This is a genomic window from Pseudomonas sp. P1_F7, from assembly GCF_056405655.1.
Genome location: NZ_JBFUBR010000005.1, coordinates 304,143 through 322,324 on the forward strand (window position 1 = coordinate 304,143; position 18,182 = coordinate 322,324).

Sequence of the window (18,182 nt, forward strand, 5' to 3'; positions counted from 1 at the left end):
GGGCAAAAGGGAGGTCATTGTACACACCGACACTTAGCCCCACAAATTTGACGACGAAATGTCGCAAATCCATGTCGCATTTGTGAAAGGTTTAAAGCGATCTGCTGTGCTAGTCAAAACTTTTTTTAATTTTGACCGCTACGACTCAAAAGCTACTATGACGCAGACACCACAAGGCACGCAGCCCGGAAGGCGGCGCGCACTTGTAGAAATTTTGAGGTGCTTGGAGAGGCGGCCTGGGTAAGGCCGCCGAATCTTCAGCGAGTTGTTGCCAGTTCCTGTTGGACGCTGGCGACAGTGCGAGGCCAAGGTTTACCAGCCTGAACCTTCGCTGGCAAGGCCTTGATGGCAGTTACGGCTGCATCGCGACTGGCGAAGTTACCGTAGGTGATGACGTAAAGCGGCTTGCCGTTAAGGACTTTCTTGAAGTAACGGTACTCGCCGCCCTGCTCCTTGACGAAGTTTTGTGCGGACGCTTCGGAGCTGGTGCCAAGGATTTGCACCACGTAGTTGCCCGGTGCCTGACCGGCGTACCAGGTGCCGCCAGCAGCCTTGGCCGCCGGAGCCGGAGCCGGAGCCGGTTTCTCGGCAGGTTTGGCCGCCGCAGCAACGACTGGCTTGGCCGGCGCTGGAGCAGGTTTGGCCACTGGAGCAGGCGCCGGCTTGGCGGTAGCGACCTGAGTCGGCGCAGGCGTTGGCTTGGCCGCTGGCGTCGGCGCAGGGCCGGCAGGAACGCCCACAGGCGGTGAAGTGGTGGTCACCGTCGGCGGTGTGGCACTGGAGCCTTCAACCGGCACGCCGTCGTCGCCCTCAGTAATGCCACCCGCGGCCTCAGCCAGCGGACCGCGCATGACCGGCTGCGAGTTACCGACCAACGGCAATGGCATCGGCTGCGTGTTGCCAGCGAATTCGACGGCCGGAGCACCGCCATTCGCTGTTGGCTGGCCCTGACCAAGCGGCAGTTGCGCCTGTTCATTGGCCGGCGCACCCGTGGTCGGTGCCTTGTTGCGACCCGGCATCAACCAGGCGGCAGCGACCGCGACCACGACCACGGCGGAAATCGCCAATACGTGTTTCTTCGGCATATTGAACCCCATTTTTGGACGCTTGACCGCTGAGCGGCTGGCGATCATGGCTTCGATCATTGCATCGCGGGCGACCTGATTGATGCTGCCAGGCCAGCCTTCGGAGCTTTCGTGAATATCAGAGATCTGATTCGCGGTGAAAAGTTCGATGCCGCGGCCAGCGCCTTCGAGCCGCTGCTCCAGATATTCGCGGGTTTCTTCTTCGGTGTAGGGCTGCAGTTCGATGACGTGGAAGCGCTCTTCCTCGAGATGCAAGGCCTCAAGCTGAGCAATCAGCGAGGTTTCACCGAACAGGAACACATGCGGGCGGCCTTCAGGCGCGCCGGCAGCCAGGATCATCAGCGCCTCAAGGGCGGACTCGTCCAGTTGCTCGGCATCATCGACCAGCAGATAGACTTCTTGCCCGGTCAGTGCAAGTTGCACCACTTGAGCCAGAATAGCGTCGGCATCAGCCTGGCCGACGTTCAGCGCCTGGGCCACCTGGCGCAACACCCCTGCCGCATCGCCGGCGCCGCGGGCGGACACCACCAAACTTTGTACCGATTGCTTGTTGGTGCTGGCAACCAGGGCCTGACGCAACAGGGTCTTGCCACTGCCCTCGGGACCGGTGACCACCAGCAGCAACTGGCTGTAACGGGCCAGGTGATGCAGTTGTCCCAGCACGGGTTTGCGCTGGGCCGGGAAAAACTTGAAGCCAGGCACCCGTGGAGCAAAAGGGTCATGACTCAACTGGTAATGGCCGAGGAAAGCCTCGTCGGCATGCAAACTAGTCATCGTGTTCTTATTAACCTTTAAGCTGGGCCAGGGCGCGGTAGTCTGCCCCCAGCGTGGCCTGTAGAACCTCTTTCGGATAATCGTCGGTCACCACCGCTTCACCCATGTGGCGCAGCAGCACCAGGCGCAAACGACCGTCGATCACTTTTTTATCAATGGACATATGTTCGAGGAAATCGGCTTCTGTCATCTCTTCTGGCGGAATGACCGGCAGCCCCGCACGCTGGAACAGACGAATGCCGCGATCACGCTCCTGCTCGCTGATCCAGCCCAATCGCGCGGACATTTCCAGCGCCATTACGGTGCCAGCAGCCACAGCCTCACCATGTAGCCACACACCATAGCCCATGTGGGTTTCGATCGCGTGGCCAAAAGTGTGGCCCAGGTTCAACGTGGCACGAACGCCCGTCTCTTTCTCATCGGCACCGACCACCGCCGCCTTGGCCGCGCAGGAGCGTTCGATGGCATAGGTCAGGGCTTGCTGGTCCAGATTGCGCAGGCGGTCGACGTTGTCTTCGAGCCAGGTCAGGAACGGCTCATCACAGATCAGCCCGTACTTGATGACTTCGGCCAGCCCGGCGGACAGCTCGCGCGCCGGCAGGGTATTGAGGCTGGCGGTATCGATCAGCACCACGTTCGGCTGGTAGAAGGCGCCGACCATGTTCTTGCCCAGCGGATGGTTGATCCCGGTCTTGCCGCCCACCGAGGAGTCGACCTGCGACAGCAGCGTGGTCGGAACCTGAATAAAATCGACGCCGCGCTGGTAGCAGGCAGCGGCAAAGCCGGCCATGTCACCGATCACACCGCCACCGAGGGCGATCACTGTGGTGCGGCGGTCATGCCGGGCGGTCAGCAGGCCGTCGAAAATCAGCTGAAGGGTTTCCCAGGTCTTGAAGGCTTCGCCGTCGGGCAGCACCACGGAAATCACCGAGAACTGCGCCAGGCTGCGGGTCAGACGCTCGAGATAGAGCGGCGCAACAGTCTCGTTGGAGATGATCGCTACTTGTCGTCCGCGAATGTGCGGGGCCAGCAGCTCAGGCTGATCCAACAAACCTTCGCCAATATGAATCGGGTAGCTGCGTTCGCCTAGATCGACCTTGAGTGTCTGCATGTGTCCCCACAGTGAAGATGAATCAGGCATCCTGCCCTGAATTTATGAATATCCACAGCCTCTGCTGGTGTGACGCCGTTCGGTAGCCATCCGCCACAACCTTGAGCGGTCATGGCGCGACGCCGAGGATAGCGCATTTCGCGCGGCGCTTTAACGGGGTGGCAACTGCTGCAAGCGCTCCAGGATGTCGAGTACGACCATTCGTGGCGGCCGCTCATCGGTTTCGACCACAAGGTCGGCAATTTCCCGATAAAGCGGATCGCGGATCGCCAACAGATCCCGAAGGGTCTTGGCCGGATCGGCAGTACGCAATAATGGCCGATTGCGGTCGCGGGCCGTGCGGCCGACCTGCTGCTCGACCGACGCATGCAGATAAACCACCCGCCCACCGGCATGCAGTGCCCGACGATTGGCTTCGCGCATGACCGCGCCCCCGCCTGTCGCCAGCACCACACCGTCGTAATCGCACAGCTCGGCAATCATTGCCTGCTCGCGATCACGAAAGCCCGGTTCGCCTTCTTTATCGAAGATCCAAGGGATATTGGCGCCCGTGCGCAATTCAATTTCCTTATCGGAATCTTTGAATGGCAGGCGCAGCTCTTTGGCCAGCAACCGGCCGATGGTGCTTTTTCCAGCACCCATCGGTCCAACAAGAATCAAATTTCGCACAGAATCAATGACTCACAGCAATCGCCTGGTTATTCATGATACGCGGAGTGAGGAATACCAACAGCTCGGATTTTTTCTCCGAAACCACATCACGCCGGAAAAGGCGGCCAAGATACGGCACATCGCCAAGAAATGGCACCTTATCTACGACCTTGCTCTGAGTATTTGAGAAAACACCGCCAATGACGATGGTCTCGCCATCGTTGACCAGGACCTTGGCGTTGACTTCGTTTTTCTTGATGGGCGGCACATCCTGGACCTTGTTCAGGAAGTCCGGTTCGTCCTTGGTCACCTTGACCTCCATGATGATCCGGTTGTCGGGCGTGATCTGCGGCGTCACCTCCAGCGACAGCGAAGCCTCCTTGAACGAAACCGAAGTCGCGCCACTGGAACTGGCTTCCTGATAGGGAATCTCGGTGCCCTTGAGGATTTTGGCGGTTTCCTTGTCGGACGTGACCACCTTGGGTTGCGAGACGATTTCCCCGTTGCCGGTTTTCTCCATGGCTGTCAGTTCCAGGTCCAGCAAGACGTTATCGGTGATGAACGCGATGCCGATTCCCGAGGTGTTATTGACCGCACCCATGTCGACGAACGGTGAATTGGTGCTGGTACTGCCGGGCGTGCCAATGGTCGACGACCCGTTGACCCCGTTGCTGACGCCGGATGTGTTCCAGTTGCCCTTGTTCTGTATCGAACCGCCCCAGCGCACCCCGAGGCTTTTGTCATAGTCGACGTTGGCTTCGACAATGCGCGCCTCGATCATGACCTGACGCACAGGAATATCCAGCTGCGTGACGATCCTGCGCAGCTCATCCAGCCGGTCCTGGGTCTGGTAGGCAATGATGTTGTTGGTGCGCTCATCGACGGTGATCGACCCCCGTTCGTCGGGTTTCGCTTCGGCACTGGTCACCGACTGAAAAAGCTTGGCGATGTCCGCCGCCTTGGCGTAATTCACCTGCAACAGTTCCCGACGCAACGGCGCCAGATCGGCAATCTGCTTCTGTGACTCCAGCTCCTGACGCTCACGGGCAGCAATTTCATCGGCCGGCGCAACAAGCAGGACATTGCCGACCTTGCGCTTATCCAGCCCCTTGGTTTTCAGTACCAGATCCAGCGCCTGATCCCACGGCACGTTCTGCAAGCGCAAAGTAATACCACCTTGCACCGTGTCGCTGGCCACCAGATTGAGGTTGGTGAAATCGGCGATCAGTTGCAGCACCGAACGCACATCGATGTCCTGGAAATTCAGCGAAAGCTTCTCGCCGCTGTAGGCGTGTTGCCCGGCATTGCGCTTTTGCAGGTCGTCGACCGTCGCCGGGCGAACGCTGACCGTGAGCTTGTTGTCGGTCTGATAGGTCGAGTAATCGAACGTGCCACCGGGCTCAATGCTGATGGTGGCTCGATCGCCGCTGGCGCTGGCATTGACGTACTGCACTGGCGTGGCGAAATCCTTCACATCCAGACGCACGCGCAACGGCTCGGGCAATCGGGTTTTGGCAAACCCAACGAGGATCTTGCCCTCGCGCTCTTGTATGTCCGGTGCAATCGATGGATCCGACAAGTCGATCACCACGTTGCCTTCGCCCTGGGTTCCCCGCTGGAAATCCACACCCCGAATGGCCTTGCCTGCCGTTGCAGCGGCTCGTGCCGGAACCGGCACTGCTGTGGTCGCCGGCCTGGCTGTCGACGGCTTGACACCCTGCCCGACAACTACCAGCAAATTGTTGCCTTCAATTCGCGAGTCGTACGGGGCCGACTGAGTCAGGTTGATGATCAATCGCGTACGGTCCCGGGCTTCCACCACCGTTGCACTACGGGCATTTCCACTGCCGAGATCACGGGTCTTGCTGGCCAGCTGACTGGTGACACCCGGCAAATCCAGCGCAATCCGGGCCGGCGACTCCGTCGTGTAGCCGTGGGGCACCGGGGGCGGCTCATCGAACGACAACTTCAACTCGACACGGTCTCCCGGCAGCGCAGCGACATCCAGCGCCTTGAGATTGGCCGCTTGTACCATCGGCGACAACAACGCTATCCATAGCGAAAGGCCGAAGGTTGAGAAAATCCGGTTCATTATTCGAGTTCCACTATGAGTGCTCTTTCAAAGGAATGGTCCGGGGACGCTCCAGCCACGCGCCCTGACCATCAGGGACAATTTCAACCACATCGACTTGCGAGCCACTGATCGCAACGATCCGTCCGTCGTTACGCCCCAGGTAATCGCCGACTTTCAACCGATGGACCCCACCCGCCCCGCGCAGCAAGGCGTAGGAGCCCGTTGCATTGGAAAGGGTGCCGACCATTTCAAACTGCTCGATGTTGAAACCTTCGAGGTATTGCTTGACCCGACCAGGGTCGGGTTTGACGTTACGTGAACCCCGACGCTGAGCCGCCAGATCAGTGCTGACCTGCGGTGAAAACGGACTGCGCAGATTCGCCGCGTTGTAAGTGAATGCCGGGTAAGACCGGAATACCGGCGTTGGTTCAATCCTGCCCGGCCCGCGCAGGCGCATTTCGCTCATGTACGCGTCCAGATCGTCGTAGTCATCGCTTGCGTCACAACCGGACAGAGCAGACAGCAACACCACCACCGAAAAACAACGCGCCGGCCTCATTGATGCTGTTCCTTGTCGTTGTAGCGGTAGGTCTTGGCGAGGATGCTCAAGCGCAGTTTCGGAGCACCCTGGGGGCTGACGGGGGCAAGGTCGAAATCGTGCAAGGTGACGATTCGCGGCAACCCGGCCACGCCACTGACGAAGGTGGCCAAATCGTGGTAATCGCCGGTGACCGTGATCCGGATCGGCAGTTCGATGTAGAACGGCTGGGCAACCTCCGGCAGCAGCTTGATCTCTTCGAACTCAAGGCCGCTGCCCAGACCGGTACGCGTGATGTCTTCCAGCAAGCCGGGCACTTCGGTGTCGCCGGGCAGTTGCCGCAACAACTCGCCGAAGGCGTTCTCCATCTCCTTCAACTGCTGGGTGTAGAGATCCAGATTCGCCGCCATGCGGGCTTTGTCGGCGAACTGTTCCTTGAGTGTCGACTCTTCCTCGCGCTTGAGGTCAAGTTGGCTCCCAAGGTCGCGAGTGGAAAAGTTGTAGCCCAGGGCCAGCACCAGAAGCATGAGCAAACCGGCCACCAGAAACTTGATCGCCCGCGGCCAGGAACCCATGTTGCTGGTATCCAGATCATTGATGTCGATCTTGCGCAGCCCTTCGAACCATTCGGACGGATTCATTTGCCCCCCTCCGGTGTTGCGGGTTGAGTCTGGCGAACGGTCAACTGGAAGACGTTGGCCTGCTCCACCTGGCCGGCAGCTGTGGCCTTGACTTCGGTCAGGCTCGGCGTATCGAACCAATCCGATGCATCGAGGTTGCGCATCAAGTCTGAAACACGGTTGTTGGATTGCGCAGCGCCGGTGATGGACAAGGTCTTTGCGGTCATTTTCACTTCGGTGAAATACACGCCGTCGGGCAGTGCTCGCGCCAACTGGTCAAATATTCGCCCGCTGATTTGGCGATTGCCTTGCAGGTCCTGGATGATGCGCATGCGCTCGACCAGTTGCTGACGGCGCGCCTTGAGATCATTGATCTGTTTGATCCGCTCATCGACCACGGCGATTTGCTTGCCGATGTAATCGTTACGGGCGACTTGCCGGTCGATGGCGCCGCTGATGACCTGGTTCGCGACCAGCACCGCGCCCATAGTGCCCACCATTGCGGCCAGCAGAATCAGCAGGAAGCGCTTGCGGCGAATTTCACGCCGCTCCTCGCGCCAGGGTAAAAGGTTGATCCGTGCCATCAGTCGAAGCTCCTGAGGGCCAGACCACAGGCGATCATCAACGCCGGGGCATCACTCGTCAGGGCAGCACCATTGACCTTGCTGCCCAGAGTCATTTCGGAAAAAGGATTCGCGACCTGGGTCGGCGTGCCCAATTGCTGCTCGATCAAACGGTCCAGCCCCGGGATCGACGCAGTACCGCCGGCCAGCAGGACATGGTCGACGGAGCTGTGCTGGCCGGAGACAAAGAAGAAATGCAACGAGCGCGACACCTGCTGCACCAGCGCCTCTCGAAATGGCTGCAAGACCTCACCGGTATAGCCATCCGGCAGGCCGCCCTTCTTTTGCGCCAGACCCGCCTGTTCCAGCGTCAGGCCATAGCGACGCTGGATTTCTTCGGTCAACTGTCGACCGCCGAACAGTTGTTCGCGGGTGTAGATAATCCGCCCGTTGTGCAGCACGCTCAGGGTGGTCATGGTGGCGCCGATATCCACCACTGCGACCGTCAAACGTTCCCCGGAAACCGCGAGCCGACTGGCCAGCAATCCGAATGAGCGCTCCAGCGCGTAGGCCTCGACATCGACCACGCGGGCGGTCAGCCCCGCCAGGGCCAGGGCTGCCTCGCGGACTTCGACGTTTTCCTTGCGGCAAGCGGCGAGCAGCACGCTAACGCGCTCGGGATTGCGCACAGAGGTGCCCTGGACTTCAAAATCAATCGCGACTTCGTCCAGGGGATAAGGAATGTACTGATCAGCCTCGATCTTCAGCTGGCTTTCCATCTCGTCTTCGGAAAGACCGGCATCCATCTCGATGATCTTGGTGATCACCGCCGAGCCTGCCACGGCCACGGCCACGTTCTTGAGGCCGGTTCTGGCCTTGGCCAGCGCGCGCGCGAGGGCCAGCCCCACGCCTTCGAGCTCGGCGATATTCTTCTCGATCACCGCGCCGACCGGCAACGGCTCGACCGCATAGGCCTCGACCCGGTAGCGCTCGCCCTGACGGCTCAACTCAAGAAGTTTCACCGAGGTGGAGCTGATATCGATTCCCAGGAGCGTATCGGTTTTTTTGTTGAAGAGTCCTAGCACTACCAATTCCCTATGACTTTCCGTGAGTTACGGACTCTGCAATGTCGATTGCGTTCAATCCATCCGTCTTGACAGCAGCGCCAACCACGCTCCCGATCAGAAAAATGCTTATAATGCCCAGCGTTTTTTTCCGCATTTGCTCAAGCGCGGGTCGTTCTCATTTAGCCTGAACCCTGTTGCCCAATTCATTTTTGCCCTGGATATCCAAAAGCCTTGATTCGTCTGCTGAAGTTTTTCGGTTGGTCCATCGTCGCGGTTTTCTGCGGACTCCTTCTGGGTCTGAGCGGGGCGTACCTCTACCTTAGTCCCGGGCTGCCGTCCGTGGAGGCGCTGAGAAGCATCCAGTTGCAGATCCCTTTGCGGGTCTACAGCAGCGATAACAAGTTGATCGCAGAATTCGGTGAAATGCGCCGCACACCGATCCGTTTCGCCGACATTCCCCCCAACTTCATCAATGCGTTACTAAGTGCTGAAGACGACAATTTCGCCAACCACTACGGCGTCGATCCGAGCAGCCTGATGCGTGCAGCGACCCAGTTGGTCAAAAGCGGACACATCCAGTCCGGCGGCAGCACAATCACCATGCAGGTGGCGAAGAACTTCTTCCTGAGCAGCGAACGCAGCTTCTCGCGCAAAACCACCGAAATCCTCTTGGCCCTGCAGATTGAACGGCAGCTGACCAAGGACGAAATCCTTGAGCTGTACGTCAACAAGATCTACCTGGGCAACCGCGCCTATGGCATCGAAGCGGCGGCGCAGGTGTATTACGGCAAGTCGATTCGTGACGTCAGCCTCGCGCAGATGGCGATGATCGCCGGCCTGCCAAAAGCCCCGTCGCGCTTCAACCCGCTGGCCAACCCGGCGCGCAGCAAGGAACGTCGCGACTGGATCCTGGGGCGCATGTACAAGCTCGGGAAAATCAGCGAGGCCGACTACACCGCGGCGATCAACGAGCCGCTGAACGCCAGCTATCACGTGCCGACTCCTGAAGTGAACGCCCCGTACATCGCCGAAATGGCCCGTGCCGAAATGGTCGGGCGTTATGGCAGCGACGCGTATACCGAAGGCTTCCGCGTCACCACCACGGTGCCGAGCGACCTCCAGGAACTGGCCAACACTGCGGTCCATGAAGGCCTGATGACCTACGATCAGCGCCACGGCTATCGCGGGCCAGAGTCGCGGCTGCCGGGCAAGACTCGCGAAGCCTGGGCCACCGAGCTGACCAAACAACGCACCATCAGCGGCCTGGAACCGGCCATCGTGACCCAGGTCGACAAGAACGGCCTGCAAGTGCTGACTCGCACCGGCCAGGAACACGTGAGCTGGGACACCATGAAGTGGGCCCGGCCGTTCCTGAATACCAACAGCATGGGCGCCAATCCGAAACAACCATCGGACGTGGCCCAGGTCGGCGATCTGATTCGCGTGCAGCGTCAGCCTGACAATTCGCCGAAGTTCAGCCAGATCCCGCAGGCCCAGGGCGCGCTGGTATCCCTGGACCCACAGAACGGTGCCATTCGTTCGCTGGTCGGCGGTTTCGCCTTCGAGCAGAGCAACTACAACCGCGCATTGCAGGCCAAGCGCCAGCCGGGTTCGAGCTTCAAACCGTTCGTCTACGCCGCCGCACTGGATAACGGCTACACCGCCTCCAGCCTGGTGAACGATGCACCGATCGTGTTCGTCGACGAATACCTGGACAAGGTCTGGCGCCCGAAGAACGACACCAACACCTTCCTCGGCCCGATTCGCCTGCGCGAAGCGCTGTACAAGTCGCGTAACCTGGTGTCGATCCGCTTGCTGCAAGCGATGGGCGTAGGCAAGACCATCGACTACATCACTCGCTTCGGCTTCAACAAACAGGACCTGCCACCCAACCTGTCCCTGGCGCTGGGCACCGCGACCCTGACGCCAATGGAGATCGCCACCGGCTGGAGCACCTTTGCCAACGGCGGCTACAAGATCACCCCATACATCATCGACAAGATCGAAAGCCGCAACGGCGACACGCTGTTCGTCGCCAACCCGCCGAGCGTGCCTCAGGGCGGTGCCGCCAGCGATGGCATTGCCGCGCCCGCCCCTCAAGCCTTCACGGTCAACGCAACGCCAGGCGAAGCCCCGGGCGCTACGCAGGCGCCACAAGCACCCGCCGTGGCCGAACGCGTCGTTGACGGGCGCACCACGTACATCCTCAACAGCATGCTTGAGGACGTGATCAAGCTCGGTACCGGTCGCCGCGCGCTGGCCTTGGGCCGTCCTGACATTGCCGGCAAGACCGGTACGACCAACGAATCCAAGGACGCCTGGTTCTCCGGTTACAACGCCGATTACGTGACCACCGTATGGACCGGTTTCGATCAACCGGAAAGCCTGGGCCGCAAGGAATTCGGCGGCACCGTCGCGCTGCCGATCTGGATGAACTACATGGGCCCCGCACTCAAAGGCAAGCCGCCACACACGCAACCGGAGCCGGAAGGCATCCTCAGCCTGCGAGTCGATCCGATCAGCGGCCGCGCGGCCAGCCCGGGCACCCCGGGGGCCTACTTCGAACTGTTCAAGGTCGAAGATACGCCACCGTCGGGGAACGAACTGGGCAACGGCCTTGCACCGGGCAGCCCGCTGCCGGCGGATGAAGCGGCGCCGATCGATTTGTTCTGATCTTGCCACCCATCGCCAAAAGCCCCGGCTCGTGAGAGTCGGGGCTTTTTACTATCTGCAAGTTTTGCATTGATTGAGCCGGCCTCTTCGCGGGCTTGCCCGCGAAGAGGCCCTGACAGGCGGCGCAAAACTGTCAGGCACAAAAAAGCCCCGACTCTTACGAGCCGGGGCTTTCGGTTGAAGCGCTACAACGGCTTAGCCGTTGAACACGTCATCCACGCTTTTCAGCGGGTAGTTCTTCGGATACGGCAGGGTCGCCACACCGGTCTCGATGGCGGCTTTAGCCACGGCATCGGAGATCAGGGTGATCAGGCGGGCATCCATTGGCTTCGGAATGATGTACTCACGACCGAATTCCAGCTTGATGCCGCCGTAGGCGTCGCACACTTCCTGAGGTACTGGCAGCTTGGCCAGTTCACGCAGGGCGTTGGCCGCAGCCACTTTCATTTCTTCGTTGATGCGCTTGGCGCGAACGTCCAGGGCACCACGGAAGATGAACGGGAAGCCCAGTACGTTGTTGACCTGGTTCGGGTAGTCGGAACGACCGGTAGCCATGATCACGTCGTTACGAGTGGCGTGCGCCAGTTCCGGGGAGATTTCCGGATCAGGGTTGGAGCAGGCGAACACGATCGGGTTAGGCGCCATCGACAGCAGGCCTTCAGCGCTCAGCAGGTTCGGGCCGGACAGGCCAACGAACACGTCAGCGCCTTGCAGGGCGTCAGCCAGGGTGCGCTTGTCGGTCGCGTGAGCGAATACAGCCTTGTACTGGTTCAGGTCGTCACGGCCGGAGTGGATCACGCCGGTACGGTCGACCATGTAGATGTTTTCGATGTTGGCGCCCATGCTCACCAGCAACTTCATGCAGGAGATGGCGGCGGCGCCGGCACCCAGGCAAACGATCTTGGCTTCCGGCAGGGTTTTGCCAGCGATTTCCAGGGCGTTGATCATGCCGGCAGCGGTCACGATAGCGGTGCCGTGCTGGTCATCGTGGAATACCGGGATATCGCACTGCTCGATCAGAGCGCGTTCGATTTCAAAGCACTCTGGTGCCTTGATGTCTTCCAGGTTGATGCCACCGAAGGTGATGGAGATGCGCTTGACGGTGTCGATGAAGGCTTGCGGGCTTTCGGAGTCGACTTCGATGTCGAAAACGTCGATGCCGGCGAAGCGCTTGAACAGTACGCCTTTACCTTCCATCACTGGCTTGGAAGCCAATGGGCCGAGGTTACCCAGGCCGAGAATCGCGGTGCCATCGGAAATGACTGCAACCAGGTTGCCTTTGCCGGTGTACTTGTAGGCCAGTTCAGGATCGCGGGCGATCTCGCGTACTGGTTCGGCTACGCCCGGGCTGTACGCCAGCGACAGGTCGCGAGCGGTAGCAGTGGCCTTGGTGAGCTCGACACTCAGCTTCCCTGGACGAGGATTGGCGTGATATTCGAGAGCGGCAGTTTTCAGATCAGACATTTTGGCATTCCGCTTTTACTGTTGGACAGACTGGTCAGCGAGGATACGCGCCTCGCAAAGTCCCCACAAGACTGACGGGTCACCCCTGTCAAGCGCCCGGCCCTACGACTTTGGGCCAAGAGCCACGGAACATAAGGGATAGACTGTTCACAATCGACAGAAAAAATGTCTACAATTTTTTATCACTGTGCCGTTTGAAGCATCGCCGGGTCGGTCAAGGGCAACATCCAGCGTGCCTGACCCTCCTTGAGACCGCCACGCCGCGAACGATCCAGGACCCAGCCGCGCGCCTCTATTTGCTTGCCCTCGAGCCTTTCCAGCGTAGTTGCATCGAACCGCCCCAGAAGATTGGGCGCAACGCGCAATACAACCGAATCCTGTAACTCGATCCAAACCCCGCCACGATTGCGTTGAACCTTGCTCACACGACCGCTGAGCACGGCAAAACCGGAAGTGCTGATCTGCTCCGCTTTCAGTACAGGCGACTGGCGCCATACACCGAGCCCGGCCTGGCGAGCGCTGCGTTCCGCAGCCTGCTGACAGGCGACAAGATCGACATTCGGCGCCACGGCCACCTGAAAACCCAGGCCTTCGGCGAGCACTTGCGCTTCGAGGTTGGCGCCATCGGCACCGTAGACATGGGCCAGGGTGCGGCCGTAATGGTCCTTGCTTTCTTTACCCGGCAGCAATCCAACCTGACCGTCGCTCGCCGCCACCAAGGCTTCGAGGCGTTTGCGCGCGGCCACGGCGAACGGTTCGTCGGAACGGCCCTTCTTGCCCAGCTCCGGCGTGTTCAAGCCGATCATGCGCACATTGCGGCCATCGCTCAGGTGCAGAGTGTCGCCATCCACCACCCGCTGCACCGCGACGGGCGTCAAGCCGCTTGGCGCCGGGCAAAAGGCCTGGGCGCCAGACAGCCAAATCGCAGACACAAAAAAGGCGCCCGCAAGGGACGCCTTTTTCATCAGCATGGAAAAACCGCAGCGGCTTCCCAAGTTGATCGGCCTTAGGCCTTTTTCGCGCCGAAAGCACCGAAACGGTCGGCGAACTTCTGTACGCGACCACCGGTGTCCAGAGTCTTCTGCTTACCGGTGTAGAACGGGTGGCATTCGTTGCAAACGTCGATCGCCAGGGCTTTGCCGAAGGTCGAACGGGTTTCGAACTTGTTGCCGCAGCTGCAGGTAACAGCAACTGCTGGGTATTCTGGATGGATATCAGCTTTCATGGTGTTTTCCTCAGGCTAGCGTGCCGCCACCCAACACTATTGTTGAATACCGCACGTAATTAGGCCGCGGATTCTACCAGACAATCCCATTCACGCAAGCTGTCGCTTCTACCGACCGTCTGCTAGGCTCCCGGCCAGATCGCCGCCCCTGTGGGAGCGAGCCTGCTGTTTTTTTCTGCTTATCGAGATCCCCCGCGTGCCCGACGCCATTCTGCGCCTCGCCCTGCCTTCGCCGCTACGCCGCCTGTTCGACTACCGCGCCCCGGCCGGCGTCCTGCGCGCCCAGTTGCACCCCGGCATGCGCCTGCGGGTGCCGTTCGGCCGGCGCGAGATGATCGGGATTCTGGTGGAAGTCACCAACACCAGCGAAGTGCCGGCCGAGAAGCTCAAGCCGGCCCTGGCCCTGCTCGACGCTACGCCACCGCTGCCGACCGCGCTGTTCAAGCTGTGCCTGTGGACGTCCCAGTATTACCAGCACAGCCTCGGCGACACCTTGAGCTGGGCGCTGCCGGTTTTGCTGCGCCAGGGTGAGCTGGCCGAAGCGCGCCAGGAGCGTTTCTGGTCCGCCGCGCCGGGCGCCAGCCTCGATGATCCGCGCATCGCCCGTGCCCCGCGCCAGCGCGAAGCCCTGGCCACGCTGGCCCAGCATCCCCACGGCGTCGCCCATCAGTTGCTGAGCAAATTGATGCTGAGCAAGGACAGCCTGGATTTGCTGCTGGCCAAGGAGCTGGTGCAGGTCGAGATCCGCCGCCACGCCCCGGGCGTACGCCAGGAACACTGGCTGGCGCAACCGGAACTGCCGCTTAACCCGGAGCAACGCGCCGCCTATGAGGCGATTCGCGCCGGTTTCGACAGTTATCACGCGTTTTTGCTGGCCGGCGTCACCGGCAGCGGCAAGACCGAAGTCTATTTACAGCTGATCCGCGAAACCCTCGAGGCCGGCAAGCAAGCGCTGGTGCTGATCCCGGAAATCAATCTCGGCCCGCAGACCCTGGCGCGCTTCGAACAGCGCTTCAATGCCCGTATCGCGCTGATCCATTCGGCGGTCAATGACCGCGAACGCCTCGAGGCCTGGCTGGCCGCCCGGGACGGTGAGGCCGACATCATTATCGGCACCCGCTCGGCCCTGTTCACACCGATGAAGAACCCCGGCCTGATCATCATCGACGAAGAGCACGACGGCTCCTATAAACAACAGGAAGGTTTGCGCTACCACGCCCGTGATCTGGCACTGGTACGGGCACGACAGGAAAACATCCCGATTGTCCTCGGTTCCGCCACCCCTTCGCTGGAAAGCCTGCACAACGCCTACACCGGCCGCTACGGACTCCTGCGCTTGAACGAGCGCGCCGGCGGCGCCAAGCAGCCGCGTTTCCTGCGTCTGGATGTCAAAAGCCGCCCGCTGGACAGCGGCATTTCCGGGCCGATGCAACAAGCCATCGGCCAGACCCTGGCCGCCGGACAACAAGTCCTGGTGTTCCTCAACCGCCGCGGCTTCGCCCCGACCCTGCTGTGCCATGACTGTGGCTGGATGTCCGAGTGCCAGCGCTGTGACGCGCGCATGACCGTGCATCAGCGCTACGGCGAGTTGCGCTGCCACCATTGCGGCTACGTCGAACGTGTGCCGCGCCAGTGCCCGAAGTGCAACAAGGTCGATCTGCGTCCCGTTGGCGCCGGCACCGAACGGGCCGAGGAGCGCCTGGCGATTCTGTTCCCGGACTATCCGGTGCTGCGGGTCGACCGCGACAGCACATCACGCAAGGATGCGATGAACCAGTTGTTCGCGACCATTCAAAAAGGCCAGCCATGCATCCTGATCGGCACGCAGATGCTTGCCAAAGGCCACCACTTTCCACGGGTGACGCTGGTGTCGATCCTCGACGCCGACGGCGGCCTGTTCTCCGGTGACTTCCGCGCCAGCGAGCGCATGGCTCAGCTTATCGTCCAGGTCGCCGGCCGCGCAGGCCGCGCCGAAGAGCCGGGCAAGGTGATTATCCAGACGCACCTGGCCGACCATCCGCTGCTGGTGCAACTGACCGAGCAAGGCTATTTCGCTTTTGCCGAACAGGCCTTGAGCGAACGCCGTGCGGCGGGATTGCCGCCATTTGCGCACCTGGCGCTGCTGCGGGCCGAGGCGCATAAACCGGGTCAGGCCGAGGGCTTCCTGGATGAGGCTTGCAGCGAGGCGGAGCGTTTGCTGGCCGAGCAGAATCTGACGGGGATCGAGTTATTGGGACCAGTCCCGGCACCGATGGAGCGCCGGGCCGGGCGTTATCGTGCGCAGCTGCTGTTGCAGGCTACGGCGCGGGCACCCTTACATCGATTACTGGCCAGTTGGTTGCTGGTGCTGGAGCAGATGCCGAGCGGGCGGGCGGTGCGTTGGTCTATGGATGTTGATCCGGTGGATTTGTATTAAGAAGGTCAAGATCAAAAGATCGCAGCCTTCGGCAGCTCCTACCCTGCGATCTTTGCCTCTTTTGTCACCACACATCCATATCCTGCCTGCTAAGGTTGGCAAGCCCGTCTTCGCAACGGATAATGCCCAGTTTTTCCACCAGCGCATGATGCGCCGCCGCGCTTGCGGTCGAAAGAGAAGACCATGAAAGACACCATTCGCCAGCTGATCCAACAAGCTATCACCCAACTCGTCAACGAAGGTGTGTTGCCTGAAGGCCTGTCGCCGGCGATCCAGGTGGAAAACTCCCGCGACAAGAAGAACGGCGATTTCGCCAGCAACATCGCCATGATGCTGGCCAAGCCGGCCGGCATGAAGCCGCGCGATCTGGCGGAAAAAATCATCGCTGCGCTGCCGGCTGACGAAAACGTCGCCAAGACCGAAATCGCCGGCCCTGGCTTCCTGAACTTCTTCCAGAACACCGATGCCCTGGCGACCCGCCTGGATGCCGCCCTGGCCGACGCCCACATCGGCGTGCGCAAAGCCGGCCCGGTACAGCGCACCGTGGTCGACCTGTCGGCACCGAACCTGGCCAAAGAGATGCACGTCGGCCACTTGCGTTCGACCATCATCGGCGACGGCGTGGCCCGTGTGCTGGAATTCCTCGGCGACACCGTGATCCGGCAGAACCACGTCGGCGACTGGGGCACCCAGTTCGGCATGCTGATGGCTTACCTGCAGGAAAACCCGATCACCAGCGACGAGCTGTCGGACCTGGAGAACTTCTACCGCGCCGCCAAGCAGCGCTTCGACGAATCCGCAGAGTTCGCCGACCGCGCCCGCGGCCTGGTGGTCAAGTTGCAAGCCGGCGATGCCGACTGCCTGGCGCTGTGGACCAAGTTCAAGGACATCTCGCTGTCCCACTGCCAGAAGATCTACGAACTGCTTAACGTCAAACTGACCATGGCCGACGTGATGGGCGAAAGCGCCTACAACGACGACCTGATCAACGTGGTCAACGACCTCAAGGCCGCAGGCATGCTGGTCGAGAGCAACGGCGCCCAGTGCGTGTTCCTTGACGAGTTCAAGAATGCCGACGGCGACCCGCTGCCGGTGATCATCGTCAAGGCCGACGGCGGCTACCTCTACGCCACCACCGACCTGGCGGCCGTGCGCTACCGCAGCGGCAAGCTCAAGGCCGATCGTGCGCTGTACTTCGTCGACCAGCGTCAGGCCCTGCACTTCCAGCAAGTGTTCGCTGTTGCACGCAAGGCCGGTTTCGTGACCCATCCGATGGAAATGGAACACATGGGCTTCGGCACCATGAACGGCGCGGACGGTCGTCCGTTCAAGACCCGTGATGGTGGCACCGTGAAACTGATCGACCTGCTGACCGAAGCCCAGGAGCGCGCCTACACCCTGGTCAAGGACAAGAATCCGGAGCTGGCCGAAGCCGAGTTGCGCAACATCGCCAAGGTCGTGGGCATCGGCGCAGTGAAATACGCCGACCTGTCCAAGCACCGCACCAGCGACTACAGCTTCAACTTCGACCTGATGCTGAACTTCGAAGGCAACACCGCGCCGTACCTGCTGTACGCCTACACCCGCGTGGCCGGGGTGTTCCGCAAGCTCGGCAAGGACTTCAGCGAAGTCGACGGCCAGATCGTTCTGGAAGCGGCGCACGAACACGAGCTGGCGGCGAAACTCGCGCAGTTCGGTGAAATCCTGAACAACGTGTCCGAAAAAGGCACCCCGCACATCCTTTGCACTTACCTGTACGACGTCGCCGGCCTGTTCTCCAGCTTCTACGAGAACTGCCCGATCCTCGCCGCCGATACCCCGGCACAAATGCAGAGCCGCCTGCGCCTCGCCGCGCTGACCGGACGCACCCTCAAGCAAGGCCTGGAACTCTTGGGCCTGGAAACTCTGGAGCGTATGTAAG

14 protein-coding genes are annotated in these 18,182 nt (G+C 60.9%); 3 read left to right on the plus strand and 11 right to left on the minus strand.

Translation table 11 applies throughout. The features are described 5' to 3' along the window. Positions 1 to 257: 257 nt before the first annotated feature. The 8 genes from AC1D1M_RS09785 to AC1D1M_RS09820 form a co-directional block, all read right to left on the minus strand. Positions 258 to 1,859: an ExeA family protein gene (locus AC1D1M_RS09785; protein WP_477775484.1), complete on the minus strand. Its 1,602-nt coding sequence runs from the start codon at positions 1,857 to 1,859 to the stop codon at positions 258 to 260. Between the two features lie 10 nt (positions 1,860 to 1,869). Then, positions 1,870 to 2,970, minus strand: coding sequence for a 3-dehydroquinate synthase (gene aroB / locus AC1D1M_RS09790; RefSeq protein WP_007975598.1), 1,101 nt, complete (start codon positions 2,968 to 2,970; stop codon positions 1,870 to 1,872). A 150-nt stretch (positions 2,971 to 3,120) separates the two neighbouring features. Then, positions 3,121 to 3,639, minus strand: coding sequence for a shikimate kinase AroK (gene aroK, locus AC1D1M_RS09795; RefSeq protein ID WP_015093141.1), 519 nt, complete (start codon positions 3,637 to 3,639; stop codon positions 3,121 to 3,123). A 4-nt stretch (positions 3,640 to 3,643) separates the two neighbouring features. Beyond that, a complete protein-coding gene (locus tag AC1D1M_RS09800) occupies positions 3,644 to 5,713 on the minus strand; it encodes a type IV pilus secretin PilQ (protein ID WP_477775485.1) in 2,070 nt (689 codons plus the stop codon). 13 nt (positions 5,714 to 5,726) lie between these two features. Continuing rightward, entirely contained in the window at positions 5,727 to 6,254 is a 528-nt protein-coding gene (locus AC1D1M_RS09805; RefSeq protein ID WP_477775486.1) for a pilus assembly protein PilP, read from the minus strand. Beyond that, the gene (locus AC1D1M_RS09810) at positions 6,251 to 6,874 is read right to left on the minus strand and encodes a type IV pilus inner membrane component PilO (RefSeq protein ID WP_477775487.1); all 624 of its coding nucleotides are present in this window, start codon (positions 6,872 to 6,874) and stop codon (positions 6,251 to 6,253) included. Before AC1D1M_RS09810 ends, AC1D1M_RS09805 begins: the two co-directional genes overlap by 4 nt. Then, positions 6,871 to 7,437, minus strand: a complete 567-nt coding sequence (locus AC1D1M_RS09815) for a PilN domain-containing protein (protein ID WP_477775488.1) — start codon at positions 7,435 to 7,437, stop codon at positions 6,871 to 6,873. Before AC1D1M_RS09815 ends, AC1D1M_RS09810 begins: the two co-directional genes overlap by 4 nt. Beyond that, positions 7,437 to 8,501 carry a pilus assembly protein PilM gene (locus tag AC1D1M_RS09820; RefSeq protein ID WP_477775489.1) on the minus strand — a complete coding sequence of 355 codons (1,065 nt, stop codon included), beginning with the start codon at positions 8,499 to 8,501 and terminating at the stop codon, positions 7,437 to 7,439. The genes AC1D1M_RS09815 and AC1D1M_RS09820 overlap by 1 nt, the downstream gene beginning before the upstream one ends. Positions 8,502 to 8,714: 213 nt before the next feature. On the opposite strand from AC1D1M_RS09820, the gene AC1D1M_RS09825 reads away from it, so the two are divergent. Continuing rightward, the gene (locus AC1D1M_RS09825; RefSeq protein ID WP_477775490.1) at positions 8,715 to 11,156 is read left to right on the plus strand and encodes a penicillin-binding protein 1A; all 2,442 of its coding nucleotides are present in this window, start codon (positions 8,715 to 8,717) and stop codon (positions 11,154 to 11,156) included. 195 nt (positions 11,157 to 11,351) lie between these two features. Here AC1D1M_RS09825 and AC1D1M_RS09830 read toward each other — a convergent pair whose 3' ends face one another. The 3 genes from AC1D1M_RS09830 to rpmE all read right to left on the minus strand — a co-directional run bounded on the left by AC1D1M_RS09830 (position 11,352) and on the right by rpmE (position 13,845). Next, positions 11,352 to 12,620, minus strand: coding sequence for a malic enzyme-like NAD(P)-binding protein (locus tag AC1D1M_RS09830; RefSeq protein ID WP_056725708.1), 1,269 nt, complete (start codon positions 12,618 to 12,620; stop codon positions 11,352 to 11,354). 182 nt (positions 12,621 to 12,802) lie between these two features. After that, the gene (locus AC1D1M_RS09835) at positions 12,803 to 13,591 is read right to left on the minus strand and encodes a thermonuclease family protein (protein WP_477775491.1); all 789 of its coding nucleotides are present in this window, start codon (positions 13,589 to 13,591) and stop codon (positions 12,803 to 12,805) included. A 35-nt stretch (positions 13,592 to 13,626) separates the two neighbouring features. Next, positions 13,627 to 13,845 carry a 50S ribosomal protein L31 gene (gene rpmE / locus AC1D1M_RS09840; protein ID WP_007975586.1) on the minus strand — a complete coding sequence of 73 codons (219 nt, stop codon included), beginning with the start codon at positions 13,843 to 13,845 and terminating at the stop codon, positions 13,627 to 13,629. A 196-nt stretch (positions 13,846 to 14,041) separates the two neighbouring features. Between rpmE and AC1D1M_RS09845 the strand changes: the two genes are divergently transcribed. Both AC1D1M_RS09845 and argS read left to right on the plus strand, forming a co-directional pair. Beyond that, positions 14,042 to 16,261, plus strand: coding sequence for a primosomal protein N' (locus tag AC1D1M_RS09845; RefSeq protein ID WP_477775492.1), 2,220 nt, complete (start codon positions 14,042 to 14,044; stop codon positions 16,259 to 16,261). A 183-nt stretch (positions 16,262 to 16,444) separates the two neighbouring features. Further along, positions 16,445 to 18,181 (plus strand): arginine--tRNA ligase, encoded by a 1,737-nt coding sequence (argS, locus tag AC1D1M_RS09850; RefSeq protein WP_477775493.1) that lies wholly within the window; start codon positions 16,445 to 16,447, stop codon positions 18,179 to 18,181. The last annotated feature ends 1 nt before the right edge of the window (position 18,182 follow it).

Coding starts and splice junctions, on each gene's coding strand:
- AC1D1M_RS09785 (WP_477775484.1), bottom strand. CDS start 1,859: ATGACTAGTTTGCATGCCGACGAGGCTTTCCTCGGCCATTACCAGTTG.
- rpmE (WP_007975586.1), bottom strand. CDS start 13,845: ATGAAAGCTGATATCCATCCAGAATACCCAGCAGTTGCTGTTACCTGC.
- AC1D1M_RS09815 (WP_477775488.1), bottom strand. CDS start 7,437: ATGGCACGGATCAACCTTTTACCCTGGCGCGAGGAGCGGCGTGAAATT.
- AC1D1M_RS09810 (WP_477775487.1), bottom strand. CDS start 6,874: ATGAATCCGTCCGAATGGTTCGAAGGGCTGCGCAAGATCGACATCAAT.
- argS (WP_477775493.1), top strand. CDS start 16,445: ATGAAAGACACCATTCGCCAGCTGATCCAACAAGCTATCACCCAACTC.
- AC1D1M_RS09830 (WP_056725708.1), bottom strand. CDS start 12,620: ATGTCTGATCTGAAAACTGCCGCTCTCGAATATCACGCCAATCCTCGT.
- AC1D1M_RS09800 (WP_477775485.1), bottom strand. CDS start 5,713: ATGAACCGGATTTTCTCAACCTTCGGCCTTTCGCTATGGATAGCGTTG.
- AC1D1M_RS09805 (WP_477775486.1), bottom strand. CDS start 6,254: ATGAGGCCGGCGCGTTGTTTTTCGGTGGTGGTGTTGCTGTCTGCTCTG.
- AC1D1M_RS09835 (WP_477775491.1), bottom strand. CDS start 13,591: ATGCTGATGAAAAAGGCGTCCCTTGCGGGCGCCTTTTTTGTGTCTGCG.
- aroB (WP_007975598.1), bottom strand. CDS start 2,970: ATGCAGACACTCAAGGTCGATCTAGGCGAACGCAGCTACCCGATTCAT.